We start from the raw sequence: 15,577 nt of genomic DNA on the forward strand, positions 1-15,577 counted from the left end.
TATTACGAAAGTGTTATCTCAATATTAAGAATGTTATCTTTTTAGAAATAATGTAAAAAAAACCTCAATAGTTTTGAGCTATTGAGGTTTTCCTTATAATATTAAGATTTAAAGTTCTAAAATATTAGAATTTTAAAGCTACTGTCAATTCGAAATCGTCATTGATAGTTTTGTCTCCTAAGTTTTCGAAGAAGTTACCAGAGTTGTATTTGATACCGTATTTAGTTCTGTCAACTTTGAAAGCAGTTGTAGCAGTGTTTCCAGCTACAGTAATGTCAAAAGTTACTGGTTTAGTGATTCCTTTGATAGTTAAATCAGCAGTTACAGTATAAACGTCAGTTGCTTTAGCTCCGATAGTTTTGAAAACTAATTTTGCAGTTGGGAATTTGTCAGTTCCAAAGAAATCGTCAGCTTTTAAGTGACCATTCAATTTTCCTTGGTATTCTCCAGTTAAATCTGTAGAAGTTAAAGAAGTCATATCAACAGTGAAAGATCCACCAGTTAATTTTTTTCCTTTAAAAACCAAAGCTCCGTCTTTAAAGTTTACAGTTCCAGAGTGCTCTCCAGTTACTTTTTTACCTACCCATTTGATAGTAGATGCTTTTACGTCGATTTTTTTAGTTTGAGCATTTACTGAAATACTAGCCGCTGCTACGAATAATGCTATTGCAATTGTTTTTAAATTTTTCATTTTGTTAAAATTGATTTTGGATTAATAATAATTATATAGTGATAAATAATTCCTCGTGAGATTTTCTAACTTTTTTGTAATGTTGAGCGTCGTCCTCACCATGTCTGTAACCAACAGTTGCAATAACTGAAGCATTTAAACCTAATTTATCGAAACCTAAGATTTCATTAAATTGAGCTGCATTGAAACCTTCCATTGGAGTTGCATCGATTTTTAATTCAGAAGCAGCACTTAATAAAGTTCCTAAAGCAATATAGGTTTGTTTTGCTGACCAAATGTTTTTAGCCTCTTCAGATAAGTTTGCGATAGTACCTTTCATCATATCACTGAAACCGCCTAAAGCTTCAACAGGAACACCTCTTGTTTCGCTAATGTTTTGTATGTAATTGTCTACAGAAACCGCGCCAAGATTTAAATCATTCGCAAAAATAAACAATTGCGAAGCGTCTGTAATTTGAGTTTGTCCGTAAGCTGCTGCTTTCAGTTTTTCTCTAATTTCAGGATTTTCTACAATTACAACTTTGTAAGGTTGTAATCCGTATGAAGAAGCACTTAGTCTAACAGCTTCTTTTAAAGTATTTAGATCTGAAGCAGAGATTTTTTTAGTTGCATCAAATTTTTTGGTTGCATATCTCCAATTTAGATTTTCTAATAATGTACTCATAAGTATTTAATTTTATTGGGTTCGGTATTTTTCTAATAACTGATTTAATAATTCTAATTCTTCCTGGCTTATATTCTTAGCAAATAAACGCTCGTGTTCATCTACTTTAGGATCTAATTCTTTTAAAACATCTAATCCCTTTTGGGTAATCGAAACTTCAATTTTTCTTCGATTGCCCGGACAAACATTTCTTGTTACATAATCTTTCAATAACAGTTTGTCAACTAATCGGGTTGTATTACTGGTTTTTGCCAACATACGTTCCTGTATGACACACATATTAGCAGGATTTCCTTTTTGTCCTCTTAATATACGTAGCACATTATATTGTTCTCCGGATAGATCATACGGTTTCATCAACTCGCTGAAATGATCCTGAATTACGTTCTGCGTGTACATGATATTCAGAATAACTTTTTTCGCATTATCCATCTTAACTGTACTTTTTATAACCTCTTCAATTGTCATAGTCGTAAGTGTATAATTTGTATATACAAATGTATAACTTTTAATAGTTGTATATACAAATGTTATGTTAATTTTTCGTTAATTCAATTAACGTCTATTTTATAACTATACTTGTCCTATATAATTAAAGTAAAAGTACTATAAAATTTTAATTTAAAACAGTGTTTTGATATAGTTTGATACTGAATTTGCGGAAATGTTCTAATTGAATACCATAATACATGATATGTTCTTAAGAGTTTTGGCCGCGTGAGGGATAGGAGGAATCCGCCGCAGCGGACTGGATAGCCCGACACTATTTAAGAAAAGGCCTAATGAGCGCAAACTGCATTAGGCCTTTTCTTAAATAGTGGCACGCCCTAATTAATATGTGTTTCAAGTTTCAGGTTTCAAGTTATGTTGAAACCTGAAACACAAACCTGATAGGTTTTTAAAACCAGTCGGATTTAGAAAATCTAAAATCAATAGGGGCGTGCCATCATCCCGATGAGAGGGCAAATTTACTTTGCGCGTATGCGCCCTCTCATCGGGATGCTGTCGGGCTATACGCGCTACTTCGGTAGACAGCTTCTATCCCTCACGCAAGCGCACGATACAAGAAACCCGACAGGTTTTTAAAAGCCTGTCGGGTTGATTCGTAATTTTGAATTCTTTTAATTTAATTGTTTCTCGTAAGCTCTTCGGGCTCCGCCTCTAAAATAGACTTCGCCGCAATAGGTATAATTTAATTTGTCTACTATTTTTAGCATCGGAATATTGTCAAAATTGGTATCTACTTTAATACTGTAGACATTTTGCTGGATTGCCAAATCTTCTATTTTCTCAAAAAGTTTTGTAGCAATACCTTTTCCTTTTGCCAATTTTGAAACTGCTACACGATGTACCACAACATAATCGCCATTTGTAAGCCATTTACCTTCGATCTCTTCGTAAGCAGGTTCAATGTCGAAAATAATGGCAGCGTAGCATAAAATGGTTTCGTTTTCTGTAAGCACGTAACCAAAACCATTATTGATATCGTTTGTAATTGAAAGTTCGTTAGGATAACCATCCTGCCATTGTTTGCTTCCTTCTAATCGTCTTTGTTCAATAGCATCTTGTATGATCTCCCAAATTTGAGGTACTTCTGAAAGAGTTGCTTTTCTTAATTGTAATTCTGTTAAGCTCATTTTTAATCTAACTATATAAGGTATTAGTGAGGTAGTTTGTCTTTGATTAAACCATAAAACCAGGTTCCGGCAATCGCACTTAATAGAGTAACCACAATTACAGTAACTCCGGTTCCGATTTGTGCGAACAAAGGTCCTGGACAAGCTCCGGTAATCGCCCATCCAAATCCAAATAGTAATCCGCCATAAATTTGTCCTTTGCTGAAAACCTTTGGTTGAATTTCGATTTTTTCGCCCTGAAGCGTTTTGATGTTGAATTTTTTTATCAGTTGAACAGATATAAGTCCAACAGCAACTGCGCTCCCAATTACACCATACATAAAGAAGGATTGCAAATGGAACATTTCCTGAATGCGAAACCAGCTGATAATTTCAGCCTTCACAAATACAATTCCGAAAAAGATTCCGATAATTAAATATTTAAGATTTGCGAGTCCATTTTCTTTTTTATGGCTTGCATTGATTCCTTCGCTGTCTGTGTTTTTATTTTCTAAATGAGTCATTTTTGAAATTTTAAAGTGAAAGAATATAAGGCAGAATCAAAAGTGACATTACAAAACCGCCAATCATAAAACAGATTGTAGCGACTAACGAAGGCCATTGTAAGTTTGATAATCCCATAATTGCATGTCCGCTGGTGCATCCGCCTGCGTAACGCGTCCCGAAACCAACTAAAAATCCGCCAACGACAATCATAATAAATCCGCGAAGCGTGAATAAACTTTCCCATGAAAAAAGTTCTTTTGGAAGTAATCCAGAATGATCTGTAATTCCGTATGACGCTAATTGTTCTGAAAGTTGTGGTGTAATTTCAACCGCATTTGGATTTGACAGAAAATAAGCAGCTATAGCGCCACCAAGAAAAATTCCGAAAACGAAAAATAAATTCCAGCTTTCTTTTTTCCAGTCGTATTTAAAAAAGGAAATATTTGCCGGAATACAAGCGGCACAAATATGACGAAGTGAAGAACTAATCCCGAAAGATTTATTTCCGATAATTAACAAAATTGGAACAGTTAATCCAATCAACGGACCCGCAACATACCAAGGCCAAGGTTCTTTTAAAATTTCTAGTAGGTTCATATTTATTTTAAAAATTAGATTTTTTGTTTTTTACCATTAAGATATTAAGGAAATTAAGATTTGGCAACTTAATAAACTTGACAAAGGAAAATTAAGAATTACTTGCTTAATAAGCTTAATGTCTTAATGGTTAAAATTTATGTTCAATACTTTTAAGACATAGTAATTAAAACTTAATGTCTTAATGGTAAAAAATTATGCTTTCAACACCTTACTTTGGCAAACGAAATCTGATTTTGGAATATTTGTTTTTGCAATGGCTCCAAAACCACCGTCAATTTCGGTAAAATTTCTGAAACCGCGCGCTTGTAAAATCGAAGCTGCAATCATACTTCTATATCCTCCGGCGCAATGCAAATAAAAATGTTCGTTTGGATTAATATCTTTTACCCAATCATTTATATAAGCCAAAGGTTTGCTGTAAGCGTCTTCGATATGTTCTGCTTCATATTCGGTTTCTTTGCGAATGTCGATTATTTTATCTTCCTCAATTTTAAATTCAGAAGCAAATTGTTCTGCTGAAATTCGGTTAACGGTATCAACTTCAAAACCCGCTTTTTCCCAGGCTTCAAAACCGCCTTCCAAATGTCCGATGATCGAATCAAAACCTACACGGCTTAAACGTGTTACAGTTTCTTCTTCTAAACCATTTTCGGTTACTAATATAATAGGTTGTTTTACATTGGCAATTAGAGTTCCAACCCACGGCGCAAAATCGCCATTGATACCTATATTAATAGATTGCGGAATAAATCCTTTATAAAAATCGCCACTTTTTCTGGTGTCTAAAATTAGAGCGCCGGTTTCTTCGGCAACAGCCTCAAAATCTTCTGCTTTTATCGCTTTCATTCCGTTATTTAAAACCGATTCGAAGCTTTCGTAACCGCCTTTGTTCATGGCAACGTTCATGCTGAAATAAGCTGGAGGAGGTAATAATCCATCAGTAACTTCAGTAATAAATTCGGCTTCCGTCATATCGGCTCGCAAAGCATAATTGGTTGCTTTCTGATTCCCGATAGTTGAAACGGTTTCTTTACTCATGTTTTTTCCGCAGGCACTTCCCGCACCATGCGCAGGATAAACAATGACGTCATCGGCCAAAGTCATGATTTTATCTCTCAAAGAATGAAATAAAATTCCCGCCAATTGATCCTGAGTCATTCCGGCTGCTTTTTGCGCTAAATCCGGACGACCAACATCGCCGATAAATAAGGTATCTCCAGAAAAAATTGCGTGATCTTTTCCGTTTTCATCAATTAACAGATAAGTCGTGCTTTCCATCGTATGTCCAGGAGTATGCAACGCTTTTATAGTAATTTTTCCGATTTTGAATTCTTGTCCGTCTTTTGCAGAAATGCAATCAAATTCACAAGCCGCATTTGGTCCGTAAACAATTGGCGCTCCGGTTTCTTTACTTAAATCAATATGACCTGAAACAAAATCAGCGTGGAAATGCGTTTCAAAAATATATTTCAATTTTACATTGTCACGTTCTAAACGATCCAGGTAAGGCTGAATTTCTCTAAGCGGATCAATAATCGCCGCTTCGCCGTTTGAAGTAATATAATAAGCACCTTGTGCGAGGCATCCGGTGTAAATTTGTTCAATTTTCATGATATGAATTCTAAAAATATGGGAACACAAAGATAACTTTGTTTTCTATTAAAATAGGTGACTAATGTTACAGAAATTTGATTTTTGTGTAAAAAGAAGAAATTTTACCATATAAGTAATATAAGTAAATTTAAAGCGTCGCTTAATCTATGTTTTGCTAAAATGAACTTATACTGCTTACATGGCAGAATAAAAAATCTATGTAATTTTACAACTGACGAAAAATTATTGATATGAACACACAAGATTTATTGGATCAAATTGCTTTTATAAAAGAAATCGATAAAGTAAAATACATTCAGCGAAAAACAAAACTCTTTAACAGCGACCGATGTGAAAACGATGCGGAACACAGTTGGCATTTGGCTTTAATGGCGATAGTTTTGGCAGAACATTCAAATGAGCCAATTGATGTTTTGAAAGTAGTAAAAATGGTTTTGATTCATGATATTGTAGAGATTGATGCGGGAGATGTTTTCTTATACGATACCCAAAAAGATCATTTAAATACGGACGAAGAACGTTTGGCTGCTGATCGTATTTTTGGTTTGCTCCCGAAAAAACAAGCCGATGAATTGATTGCCATTTGGGAAGAATTTGAAGCCGGTGAAACCAACGAAGCCAAATTCGCAAAATCGATGGACAGGTTAGAACCTTTATTGCAAAATACATCTAACGACGGAGGAACCTGGAAAGAGTTTGATGTACCTTATAAAAAGGTTTACGAAAAAAAGAGCGTTATAAAAGAAGGCTCAACAACATTATGGAATTACGCTGAAGGATTAATTAATGAAAGCGTTGAAAAAGGGATTTTGAAAAAAGAGTAGAGGCAATCTTGTCATTTCGACGAAGGAGAAATCACACACGATGATCGACAAAGATTGGCGATTTTGTTTGCGGAGTTTCTAGTGTGATTTCTCCTTCGTCGAAATGACAAATCTTGACGAAGTTGCTACAATGCATAAGTGTATTTTCTACTTTTCAAAATTGTTGAAAAGTTTAACAAATATGCGTTTATAAACTTCTTTTTAAGGGCAATATTTCGGGTTTTAATGGGTAAATTTGTGGAACTTCATAAAACCAAATACCACTATAATGGAAGAAATGCTTTTTTATGACCGAATGCAATTCGCCTTCACAATTACCTTTCACTATCTTTTTCCGCAACTTACAATGGGTCTTTCTTTGATCATTGTTTATTTCAAATGGAAATATTTAAAAACTCAAAACGAACAATACAATCACGCTACGCACTTTTGGATGAAAATTTTCGCCCTGAATTTTGCGATGGGCGTAGTAACCGGAATTCCAATGGAGTTTCAATTCGGAACCAATTGGGCTAAATTTTCCGAATTAACAGGCGGAATTATAGGCCAGACTTTGGCAATGGAAGGTATGTTTTCGTTCTTTTTAGAATCATCTTTTCTGGGAATCTTTTTATTTGGAGAAAAACTCCTCGGACATAAATGGCATTTTGTAACCGGAGTGCTTATCATGATTGGTTCCTGGGCCAGCGGCTATTTAATTATTGCTACACATTCGTGGATGCAGAATCCGGTGGGATATGAAATTTTGGAGAACGGAAAATTTGTATTAACCAACTTCAAGGCTTTATTTTTAAATCCGTGGCTTTGGCCTTCTTATTTGCACAATCAGGCGGCTTCTTTGGTTACAAGTTCTTTTGTCGTAGCTGGAATTGGTGCTTTTTATATTTTGAGCCAGAAGAATGTTTCTTTCGGAAGGTTATTCTTGAAAACAGGCGTTATTTTCGGATTGATTTCGAGTATAATTGTGGCCGTTCCAACTGGAGATTTATTGGCAAAAAATGTTGTCAAATACCAACCCGTAACTTTTGCCGGAATGGAAGGAATTTTTCATACTGAGAAAAAAGGTTCTGAAATTGTTTTAATTGGTCAGCCTGACGTAAAAGATAAAAAACTAGACAATAAAATCGCGGTTCCTAATATTTTAAGTTTTCTTACTTACGGAAATTGGGATCAGGAAATTAAAGGTTTAGATCAGTTTGAAGAAGATTTGCATCCAACCAATATTTCAGGTTTGTATTATGCGTATCATATTATGGTGGGACTCGGAACCGTATTTATTGGTTTGATGGTTCTTTCTCTGTTCCAATTAATCAGAGGGAAATTATTCGAAACCAAATGGATTTTATGGTCGCTAATGTTTATGATGCCATTTCCGTATATCGCCAATACGACCGGCTGGTACACTGCCGAATTAGGAAGACAGCCATGGCTAGTTTATAATTTAATGCGAACTGCAGCCGGCGCGTCACCAACGGTTTCGTCCGGAAACACCTTGTTTACTTTATTAGGTTTTATAGGATTGTATCTTTTACTCGGAATGCTGTTTTTGCTTTTGATTGGAAAAATTATCAATAAAGGACCTCATCATGTGGAACTTTCAACAGAAAAAATATAAGTATGGAATTTTTTTGGTACGTAGTTTTAATGGGAATTTTGGCTGTTTATCTGGTTTTAGACGGCTATGATTTTGGCGCAGGAATTATTCATTTATTTTTTGCCGATACGGAAAGAGATAAAAAAGTAATCACAAATTCAATTGGTCCGTTTTGGGATGCCAATGAAGTTTGGTTGATTGCAGCCGGAGGTGTTTTGTTTTTTGCTTTTCCAACTTTATATGCGTCTTCTTTCAGCGGATTTTATTTGCCTTTGATTATGATTTTGTGGCTTTTGATTTTCCGTGCCATCGGATTAGAAATGCGCGGACAAGTACATAATCATATGTGGGAAGCAATTTGGGATAAGGCTTTCGGAATTGCTAGTTTGCTTTTGGCGCTTTTCTTCGGAATTGCTTTAGGAAATATTGTTCGTGGAGTCAATCTCGGGATGGTTCAAAATGGCGTTTCGACTCAGGAACCGCATTTTTTCTTTTTGCCATTGTGGAATCCAACTTTTAGTCCGCAAGCAAATGAGTTGGGAATTATTGACTGGTTTACGCTTTTCTTAGGAATTGTGAGCACGGTTGCTTTAACTATTCACGGTGCTAACTGGATTATTTATAAAACCAATTCGTCTTTGAATCCGAAACTTAAAAATGTGGTTTTCAAATTGAACTTTGTTTTGCTTGTTTTGGTTTTTATTTCCTTGGGAATCTGGCATTTTATAGAACCTCAACCGTTCCATAATTTTATTGAAAATCCAATTCTTTGGTTTTTTCCTTTAATGACTTTTGTTGGAATTGCTGGATTATTCAAAGTCCGTTCGTTTAAAAAAGACGGCCACGGATTTGTATTTTCGACTTTATTTTTAGTTGGAGGATTTGCTTCAACAGCCGTTTCAATTTTCCCGAATGTTTTGCCTTCAACTAATAATGTAAATCCATCGTTGACAATTTACAATACTGCAGCAGGAGAGTACGGTTTGAATGCTGGTTTGAGCTGGTTTTTTGTTGCTTTGTTTTTGGTGATAGTTTATTTTATTATCCAATATCGTGTTTTTAGCGGGAAAATGGATGATGTTGGATATGGGGAGCATTAAGGTTTTTTTGATTAGGATGAAAATTTCAAGTAACTATAACCTCTTTTTAGGTTAAAACATGAAGTTTTTAAGTCTCGAATCTAAACTTTTAGGTTCGAGACTTAAAAGTTTAAGTAAAAAGGCGAAAGTTTTACCTCTTATTGCCTAAACTTTTAGGTTGGAGACCTAAAATTTTAACCTACAAACTGAAACGTTTAGGCATACAACTCAAACGCTTCATTATTTAACCTAAACATTCCTTGATAACGCCTAAACGTTTCTCTAAAAAGTCGTAAAACGAACTAAGTGAGTTCTAAAGATCGAAGTAACATCTCGTGATTTACAAAAAAAAACAAGGCTTTTTAACCGTAGTTTTTGTTAATCGGGAATATTGTGGATAGTTCGTTCGCAGCAGCGAAAACACCCTAAACATATCAATTCAATTCTGCGTTCTTGATACCAATTTTTAGAATAACTTTGCAAAATTACTTACATCTGTTCAAAATTCTATCTTAAAATCCATGGAAGACCTGACATCCTTTATCGAAAACATTAATCAAAAAGTCGTCTTGTTGCCAGACGAAATGGATGCTTTGTTGTCTGAGTTTAAAGTCCGAAAAATAAAAAAAAGACAGTTTATTGTACAGCCGGAATTTGTAAACAAACATAGAACTTATGTGCTTGAAGGAGCTTTTCGCGCCTATGTCGTAGATGAAAAAGGAAATGAACATACCATTCAGTTTGCGATTGAAGATTGGTGGATAGCGGATTATAATAGTTATATATATCAGACTCCGGCAACTATGTTTATTGTAGCATTGGAAGATAGCGTGATACTGCAAATAAATTATGAAGCCGAACAGAAACTAAAAGCTTCTGCTCATAATCTTGAAACATTATTTCGTTTAATGGCTGAAAAATCTGCCGCATTCTTTGCGCGTCGTATTGTTGCAACGTTAACACAAAATGCAGAAGAACGTTATACTGAATTTCTTGAAAAGTTTCCAAAAGTTGCACAACGATTGCCACAATATGCCCTTGCTTCATACCTTAATATGACTACAGAGTTTTTATCAAAAATACGTAATGAAAAAGTGAAGAAGAAAAGTTGAAGTAGTTCAACCTTTTTTCCTAAGATAGTTCAACTTTTCATCCTGCCTTAATACCCAACTTTGCTTTATCAATTAACAGAATTTAATTAATAAAAAAAGATGGAAAATTTAGGAAAATTAAAAGGTAAAATAGCCTTAATAACTGGTGCATCAAAAGGTATAGGTGCAGGAATCGCTAAAGCATATGCAAATCAGGGCGCAACAGTTGTAATTAATTACGCAAGCAGCAAGGACGACGCTGATAAAGTTGTTACAGAAATTACGAGTAGTGGCGGAAAAGCTATTGCAATACAAGGTAATGTTGAAAAGGCAGCTGATGTAAAACGTATTTTTGAAGAGATTGTTAAAACATTTGGCAAACTTGATATATTGGTTAACAATGCCGGTGTTTATCGTTTTGCGGGGATTGACGATATTACGGAAGAGTCTTTTCATAGTATGTTCAACATTAATGTGTTGGGTAGTATACTCTCAATTCAGCAAGCTTTGAAATTATTTGGAGATAAGGGCGGCGCTATTATCAATATAGGTTCGATTGTATCAACGCTCGATATGCCAACCTCATTGGTTTACACACAAACTAAATATGCAATTGATGCAATGACGCGTATTCTTGCTAAAGAACTTGGGCCTAAAAAAATACGTATCAACTCTATTAACCCTGGCTTAATAGAAACTGAAGGATCTCACAGTTCTGGTGTTATGAATGGAGATGCAGAAAAATGGCATGTTTCAGAAACGCCGCTTGGTCGTGTAGGTAAACCTGAAGATATTGCAAAAGTTGCCGTATTTCTTGCTTCTGATGATTCTTACTGGATTACTGGTGAGACTATTGCTGTTGGCGGCGGACAACGTTAATTAAGCTTTTATTCGTACAAAAAACAGTTATTAAATTCAATGATGGGATTATTCCTGTCATTGAATTTTTGACATTTCTGCCCTTTAAAATAAAACCTCTTTTGTAATAATATAAAATCCCATAACTAAAACAAACCATCCAAAAATAGGTTTTAATTTAGTTCCGTCAATTTTTTTAGAAAGCTGACTTCCTAATAACATTCCGAGAAGCGCCATGGCAGAAACACCTAATAAAAAGGAATAATTGATGGGAGTCCCGATGTATAAATCGCCTCCAAAACCTATTGAAGAATTGATACTGATAATTAATAAGGAAGTTCCAACAGCTTGTTTCATGGGTAATTTGGCAAAAAAAAGCAAGGCAGGAATAATTAAGAATCCGCCGCCAGCACCAAGAAATCCGGTTATGATTCCGACAACGAAACCTATTAAGCTTAATTGTATGTAATTTGTTTCGGCGCCCTTTATTTCAGGTTGATTTTTTCGAATCATCGAAATCGCCGCGGTTATCATTAAAACGGAGAAAACAATCATGATCAAAAAATCTTTTGAAACCGAATAAGAAGCAATTGAAAAAAGGGTAGAAGCAATCTGCGGAAAAATAACTTCGCGAATAATCAAAATCGAAATCACAGATGGAATCGCAAAATACAAAGCTGATTTGAGTTTTAGATTTCCCATTTTATAATGACTGTAACTGCCAAACATAGCAGTCAGTCCAACAATAAATAAAGAGTAAGAGGTTGCCTGCTCCGGATTTACTTTAAACAAATACACTAAAATAGGAATAGTCAATATCGATCCGCCGCCGCCAATTAAGCCCAGTGAGATTCCGATAATGATCGAAGCAAAATAACCCAGATATTCCATTGCATTTGTTTTGATGCAAAGGTGGTTTGATAAAAAGAAATCTACAGTAACATTTATCACAGAAGAGAATTATTAAACACGAATTGATACTAATTTTTTGTCCGCAGAAAAATTAAACACATAGAAACATAGATTTTTTTTCTTAGTAAGAGGGGAAATAAATAATTCATTATTTACACATAGCTATGTTTGTTGATAAAAGTGAAACGCCTTTATTCAGGTCCTAATATCTATGTCACTATGTGTTTAAATTTTTCGTGCTAATTCGTGAAATTTGTGTTTAATAATTCAATCTGGTTTCGGTTGAGTTTGACCAAACCTCTTTGTTCCATTTTTTTGAGTAATCTGGAAACGACTTCTCTTGAGGTGTTTAATTCGGTTGCGATTTCTTGGTGCGAAAGTTTAACTTCAGAACAGCCACAGGCATCAGAATGTCTTTTAAGGTAAAATTCCAAACGCTCATCCATCGAACGGAAAGCGATATTATCAACAACTTCGAGGACTTCTTCAAAACGGCTTCGGTACGTTTCAATTACAAATTCGTACCAGGAACGATGTTCCATCATCCATTTGTCCATTAGCGGAAGCGGAATCATTATTACCGAAACATCTTCGACGACTTTTGCCATGATTTGGCTTTTCTCGCTTTTAGCTGTACAAATCATCGAAATGGCACAGGCTTGTCCGGGTTGGAGATAATACATTAAAAACTCGCCTCCATCTTCGCCTTCGCGATAGATTTTGATTTTTCCTTTAGTAATTAAAACGGTATTTTTAATGTATTGTCCGGTGCGCATTAAAATGGTTCCGGCTTTAAAATCTTGTGCGCTTCCGTTTTCTTCAATTGTTGAAATAAGTTCGGTGGAGAAATTAGGGAATATATTTTGTAATGAGTTTTGCATTGGTTATTTTTTTAAACACATAGAATCATAGTTTTTCATGACTTAAAAAGAGGCGTTTCACTTGCTTCAAGACACATAGCTATGTGTGGAAACTAGTTTCTTCCATTTCCTTTTTTTTACAAGTAAATCTAAGTTTCTATGTGTTGAAATTTAATTTTTTTTAGAAACTAATTAGTGAAAACTAGTGCAATTCGGGGCAACAATTTTTATCAAAATGAAATTAAAACATCTCATTTAATACAAAGATAGCAGATTGAAATGGTATAAATTATCAGAAAATTATATTTAGCTGTATTTTATGCAAATGAAAAAATCCTATTTTCTATCGATTTTATAGGGTGTATTTTTAAAAATAGTAAGTAAATTTGTGTTTCACTGATTATAATACTTTCTCTAAAACGTTTTCTGAGAATAATAATCGAAATCGCATTTGGCACGTTTTTAATTAATAGAAACGTCGTAATTTTACAAAAAGACATTTATTATGAATTTATCACAAGAAGATTGGGTTAATCAGCTTGCTGCTGACGAGAATGCAGTTATACTGGACGTAAGAACTGAAGACGAATTTAATGACGGATATATCGAGAATGCCGTAAACATTGATATCAATAAAGGTCAGGGCTTTATTTATGAAATCGAAGAGTTAGATAAAAACAAAAATTATTATGTGTATTGCCGTTCTGGAGCAAGAAGCGCCAAAGCATGTCAGATTATGAACGAGTTAGGTATAAATAATGCCTATAATCTGCTTGGTGGAATTCTGGACTGGGAAGGGGAAACCATAAATCCATAAGATAGAAGAAGAGGCACGAAAAGCCTCTTTTTTCGTTTAAAATACTATTAATAACCAAACTATAAATTACCAGACTATGAGTTTAATACCCGAAGAATATCAGATTACAAACCTGATAAATCAAGATACCTATCTTGTAAATGGAGAATTAAAAAAATGGACAGGGCAAACCACACCTGTATTTTCGACTATTTCTTCTACAGAAAAATACACGCCAACATTATTAGGATCAATTCCGTTCATGGCAGAAAAAGAAGCTGCCGAAGTGGTTGAAGCTGCTAATGCCGCTTATAATAAAGGACAAGGATTATGGCCAACTATGAAAGTGGTTGACCGTATTAAATGCATGGAAAATTTCGTAAGACAGATGAAGGAAACCCGCGAAGAAGTGGTGAAACTTTTGATGTGGGAAATTGGAAAAAACCTTGGCGACTCTCAAAAAGAATTTGACAGAACTGTTGAATATATTCAGGATACGATTGCCAGTTATAAAGAACTAAACGGACGCAGTTCGCATTTTGAAAAAGTACAAGGTGTAAATGCTATGATTCGTCGTGGACCTCTTGGAGTTGTTTTATGTCTTGGACCTTATAATTATCCACTTAACGAAACTTTCTCTTTGTTGATTCCGGCTTTGATTATGGGTAATACTGTAATCTTTAAACCGGCTAAACATGGTGTTTTATGTATTTCTCCTTTGTTGGAAGCTTTTAGAAGTAGTTTTCCAAAAGGGGTTATCAATATTGTATACGGAAGAGGGCGCGAAGTGGCTTCTCCGATCATGAAATCGGGCAAAATTGATGTTTTGGCATTAATCGGAAATAGTAAATCGGCAATTGCTTTGCAGGATCAGCATCCAAATAAAAACAGATTGCGTTTGATTTTAGGTTTAGAAGCTAAAAATCCTGCGATTATTTTACCAGACGCCGACTTAGATTTGGCGATTCAGGAATGTATTGCAGGAAGTTTATCTTTCAACGGTCAGCGTTGTACAGCTTTGAAAGTACTGTATGTTCATGAATCTATAGCAGAAGAATTTAACAGACGTTTCTCTGAAAAAGTAGACGCATTAGGATTCGGAAATCCATGGGATAAAAATGCTTCTCTAACACCACTTCCAGAAACAGATAAACCAGCTTATATTCAGGGATTAATTGATGATGCTTTACACAAAGGAGCAAAAATCCTGAACGAAAAAGGAGGAAAACACACGGATAATTTTATTTTCCCTGCCGTTTTATATCCAGTAAATAAAGAAATGAGAGTATATCATGAGGAGCAATTTGGACCAGTTGTGCCAATTATTTCTTTTAAAGATATTAACGAACCTCTTGAAGACATGGCCGAATCAAATTATGGCCAACAAGTAAGTTTGTTTGGAAAAGATATTAAAACTTTGGCACCGCTTATCGATGCTTTAGTAAATTTAGTTTGCAGAGTAAACCTCAACAGTTCTTGCCAAAGAGGTCCGGATGCGTTCCCATTTACAGGTCGTAAAGATTCTGCTGTAGGAACTTTAAGTATTCCTGATGCTTTGCGTTCTTTCTCAATCCGTACGTTCGTGGCTTCAAAAGATATCGCTTATAATAATGAAATTTTGCAGGAATTGCTAAACAGTAAAGAATCGAATTTCATTAATACCGATTATATTTTGTAGTTATTAAGGTTATATATTAATTGTAGATACCGTCTTTTTTCGCCAGAAAAAGACGGTTTTTTTTTGAAAGTTGCTAAGATACTAAGATTCTGAGATGCTAAGGTTTTGCCACAAAGGCACTAAGACACTAAGTTTTTTTAACTTTGAGGCTTTGCTTGCAATTCTAGCTAGTGAGTAAAGAAAAATGAACTTT

Annotated in this window: 16 protein-coding genes; 7 read left to right on the forward strand and 9 right to left on the reverse strand. The window is 34.8% G+C overall.

All coding sequences use genetic code 11. The features are described 5' to 3' along the window. Nucleotides 1–124 precede the first annotated feature (124 nt). The 7 genes from AC1RRN_RS04825 to AC1RRN_RS04855 form a co-directional block, all read right to left on the reverse strand. Nucleotides 125–691, reverse strand: coding sequence for a YceI family protein (locus AC1RRN_RS04825; RefSeq protein ID WP_492966215.1), 567 nt, complete (start codon nt 689–691; stop codon nt 125–127). Between the two features lie 31 nt (nt 692–722). Continuing rightward, the gene (locus tag AC1RRN_RS04830) at nt 723–1,355 is read right to left on the reverse strand and encodes an NAD(P)H-dependent oxidoreductase (RefSeq protein WP_492966216.1); all 633 of its coding nucleotides are present in this window, start codon (nt 1,353–1,355) and stop codon (nt 723–725) included. 12 nt (nt 1,356–1,367) lie between these two features. Continuing rightward, nucleotides 1,368–1,823 (reverse strand): MarR family winged helix-turn-helix transcriptional regulator, encoded by a 456-nt coding sequence (locus AC1RRN_RS04835; RefSeq protein WP_492966217.1) that lies wholly within the window; start codon nt 1,821–1,823, stop codon nt 1,368–1,370. A 653-nt stretch (nt 1,824–2,476) separates the two neighbouring features. Continuing rightward, complete coding sequence (locus AC1RRN_RS04840) at nt 2,477–2,992, reverse strand: GNAT family N-acetyltransferase (RefSeq protein ID WP_492966218.1); 516 nt, start codon at nt 2,990–2,992, stop codon at nt 2,477–2,479. Nucleotides 2,993–3,015: 23 nt separating this feature from the next. Next, nucleotides 3,016–3,495 carry a DUF6691 family protein gene (locus AC1RRN_RS04845; protein ID WP_492966219.1) on the reverse strand — a complete coding sequence of 160 codons (480 nt, stop codon included), beginning with the start codon at nt 3,493–3,495 and terminating at the stop codon, nt 3,016–3,018. Nucleotides 3,496–3,505: 10 nt separating this feature from the next. Further along, the gene (locus AC1RRN_RS04850; RefSeq protein WP_492966220.1) at nt 3,506–4,075 is read right to left on the reverse strand and encodes a YeeE/YedE family protein; all 570 of its coding nucleotides are present in this window, start codon (nt 4,073–4,075) and stop codon (nt 3,506–3,508) included. Nucleotides 4,076–4,270: 195 nt separating this feature from the next. Next, complete coding sequence (locus AC1RRN_RS04855) at nt 4,271–5,689, reverse strand: MBL fold metallo-hydrolase (RefSeq protein WP_492966221.1); 1,419 nt, start codon at nt 5,687–5,689, stop codon at nt 4,271–4,273. 233 nt (nt 5,690–5,922) lie between these two features. On the opposite strand from AC1RRN_RS04855, the gene AC1RRN_RS04860 reads away from it, so the two are divergent. The 5 genes from AC1RRN_RS04860 to AC1RRN_RS04880 all read left to right on the forward strand — a co-directional run bounded on the left by AC1RRN_RS04860 (nt 5,923) and on the right by AC1RRN_RS04880 (nt 11,159). Continuing rightward, nucleotides 5,923–6,516 (forward strand): HD domain-containing protein, encoded by a 594-nt coding sequence (locus AC1RRN_RS04860; protein ID WP_492966222.1) that lies wholly within the window; start codon nt 5,923–5,925, stop codon nt 6,514–6,516. Between the two features lie 268 nt (nt 6,517–6,784). Next, a complete protein-coding gene (locus AC1RRN_RS04865; protein ID WP_492966223.1) occupies nt 6,785–8,131 on the forward strand; it encodes a cytochrome ubiquinol oxidase subunit I in 1,347 nt (448 codons plus the stop codon). Nucleotides 8,132–8,133: 2 nt separating this feature from the next. Continuing rightward, nucleotides 8,134–9,210, forward strand: coding sequence for a cytochrome d ubiquinol oxidase subunit II (gene cydB / locus AC1RRN_RS04870; RefSeq protein ID WP_492966224.1), 1,077 nt, complete (start codon nt 8,134–8,136; stop codon nt 9,208–9,210). A gap of 500 nt (nt 9,211–9,710) precedes the next feature. Then, a complete protein-coding gene (locus tag AC1RRN_RS04875) occupies nt 9,711–10,301 on the forward strand; it encodes a Crp/Fnr family transcriptional regulator (protein ID WP_492966225.1) in 591 nt (196 codons plus the stop codon). A 99-nt stretch (nt 10,302–10,400) separates the two neighbouring features. Continuing rightward, entirely contained in the window at nt 10,401–11,159 is a 759-nt protein-coding gene (locus AC1RRN_RS04880) for an SDR family NAD(P)-dependent oxidoreductase (RefSeq protein ID WP_492966226.1), read from the forward strand. Between the two features lie 84 nt (nt 11,160–11,243). Here the strand turns inward: AC1RRN_RS04880 and AC1RRN_RS04885 are convergent, their stop codons facing one another. Then, nucleotides 11,244–12,029, reverse strand: coding sequence for a sulfite exporter TauE/SafE family protein (locus tag AC1RRN_RS04885; RefSeq protein ID WP_492966628.1), 786 nt, complete (start codon nt 12,027–12,029; stop codon nt 11,244–11,246). 260 nt (nt 12,030–12,289) lie between these two features. Beyond that, nucleotides 12,290–12,931 (reverse strand): Crp/Fnr family transcriptional regulator, encoded by a 642-nt coding sequence (locus AC1RRN_RS04890; protein ID WP_492966227.1) that lies wholly within the window; start codon nt 12,929–12,931, stop codon nt 12,290–12,292. 484 nt (nt 12,932–13,415) lie between these two features. On the opposite strand from AC1RRN_RS04890, the gene AC1RRN_RS04895 reads away from it, so the two are divergent. Together AC1RRN_RS04895 and AC1RRN_RS04900 are read left to right on the forward strand one after the other, a co-directional pair. Beyond that, the gene (locus tag AC1RRN_RS04895) at nt 13,416–13,727 is read left to right on the forward strand and encodes a rhodanese-like domain-containing protein (RefSeq protein ID WP_072963814.1); all 312 of its coding nucleotides are present in this window, start codon (nt 13,416–13,418) and stop codon (nt 13,725–13,727) included. A gap of 76 nt (nt 13,728–13,803) precedes the next feature. Then, the gene (locus AC1RRN_RS04900; protein ID WP_492966228.1) at nt 13,804–15,384 is read left to right on the forward strand and encodes an NADP-dependent glyceraldehyde-3-phosphate dehydrogenase; all 1,581 of its coding nucleotides are present in this window, start codon (nt 13,804–13,806) and stop codon (nt 15,382–15,384) included. Nucleotides 15,385–15,577 lie beyond the last annotated feature (193 nt).

It is taken from the genome of Flavobacterium sp. GW821-FHT11G01, assembly GCF_058808175.1.

Bases quoted from the DNA above. Each gene is read 5' to 3' on its own strand.
- AC1RRN_RS04875 (WP_492966225.1), top strand. From the start codon at position 9,711: ATGGAAGACCTGACATCCTTTATCGAAAACATTAATCAAAAAGTCGTC.
- AC1RRN_RS04855 (WP_492966221.1), bottom strand. From the start codon at position 5,689: ATGAAAATTGAACAAATTTACACCGGATGCCTCGCACAAGGTGCTTAT.
- AC1RRN_RS04900 (WP_492966228.1), top strand. From the start codon at position 13,804: ATGAGTTTAATACCCGAAGAATATCAGATTACAAACCTGATAAATCAA.
- AC1RRN_RS04890 (WP_492966227.1), bottom strand. From the start codon at position 12,931: ATGCAAAACTCATTACAAAATATATTCCCTAATTTCTCCACCGAACTT.
- AC1RRN_RS04835 (WP_492966217.1), bottom strand. From the start codon at position 1,823: ATGACAATTGAAGAGGTTATAAAAAGTACAGTTAAGATGGATAATGCG.
- AC1RRN_RS04825 (WP_492966215.1), bottom strand. From the start codon at position 691: ATGAAAAATTTAAAAACAATTGCAATAGCATTATTCGTAGCAGCGGCT.
- AC1RRN_RS04860 (WP_492966222.1), top strand. From the start codon at position 5,923: ATGAACACACAAGATTTATTGGATCAAATTGCTTTTATAAAAGAAATC.
- AC1RRN_RS04840 (WP_492966218.1), bottom strand. From the start codon at position 2,992: ATGAGCTTAACAGAATTACAATTAAGAAAAGCAACTCTTTCAGAAGTA.
- AC1RRN_RS04880 (WP_492966226.1), top strand. From the start codon at position 10,401: ATGGAAAATTTAGGAAAATTAAAAGGTAAAATAGCCTTAATAACTGGT.
- AC1RRN_RS04895 (WP_072963814.1), top strand. From the start codon at position 13,416: ATGAATTTATCACAAGAAGATTGGGTTAATCAGCTTGCTGCTGACGAG.
- cydB (WP_492966224.1), top strand. From the start codon at position 8,134: ATGGAATTTTTTTGGTACGTAGTTTTAATGGGAATTTTGGCTGTTTAT.
- AC1RRN_RS04830 (WP_492966216.1), bottom strand. From the start codon at position 1,355: ATGAGTACATTATTAGAAAATCTAAATTGGAGATATGCAACCAAAAAA.
- AC1RRN_RS04850 (WP_492966220.1), bottom strand. From the start codon at position 4,075: ATGAACCTACTAGAAATTTTAAAAGAACCTTGGCCTTGGTATGTTGCG.
- AC1RRN_RS04885 (WP_492966628.1), bottom strand. From the start codon at position 12,029: ATGGAATATCTGGGTTATTTTGCTTCGATCATTATCGGAATCTCACTG.
- AC1RRN_RS04865 (WP_492966223.1), top strand. From the start codon at position 6,785: ATGGAAGAAATGCTTTTTTATGACCGAATGCAATTCGCCTTCACAATT.
- AC1RRN_RS04845 (WP_492966219.1), bottom strand. From the start codon at position 3,495: ATGACTCATTTAGAAAATAAAAACACAGACAGCGAAGGAATCAATGCA.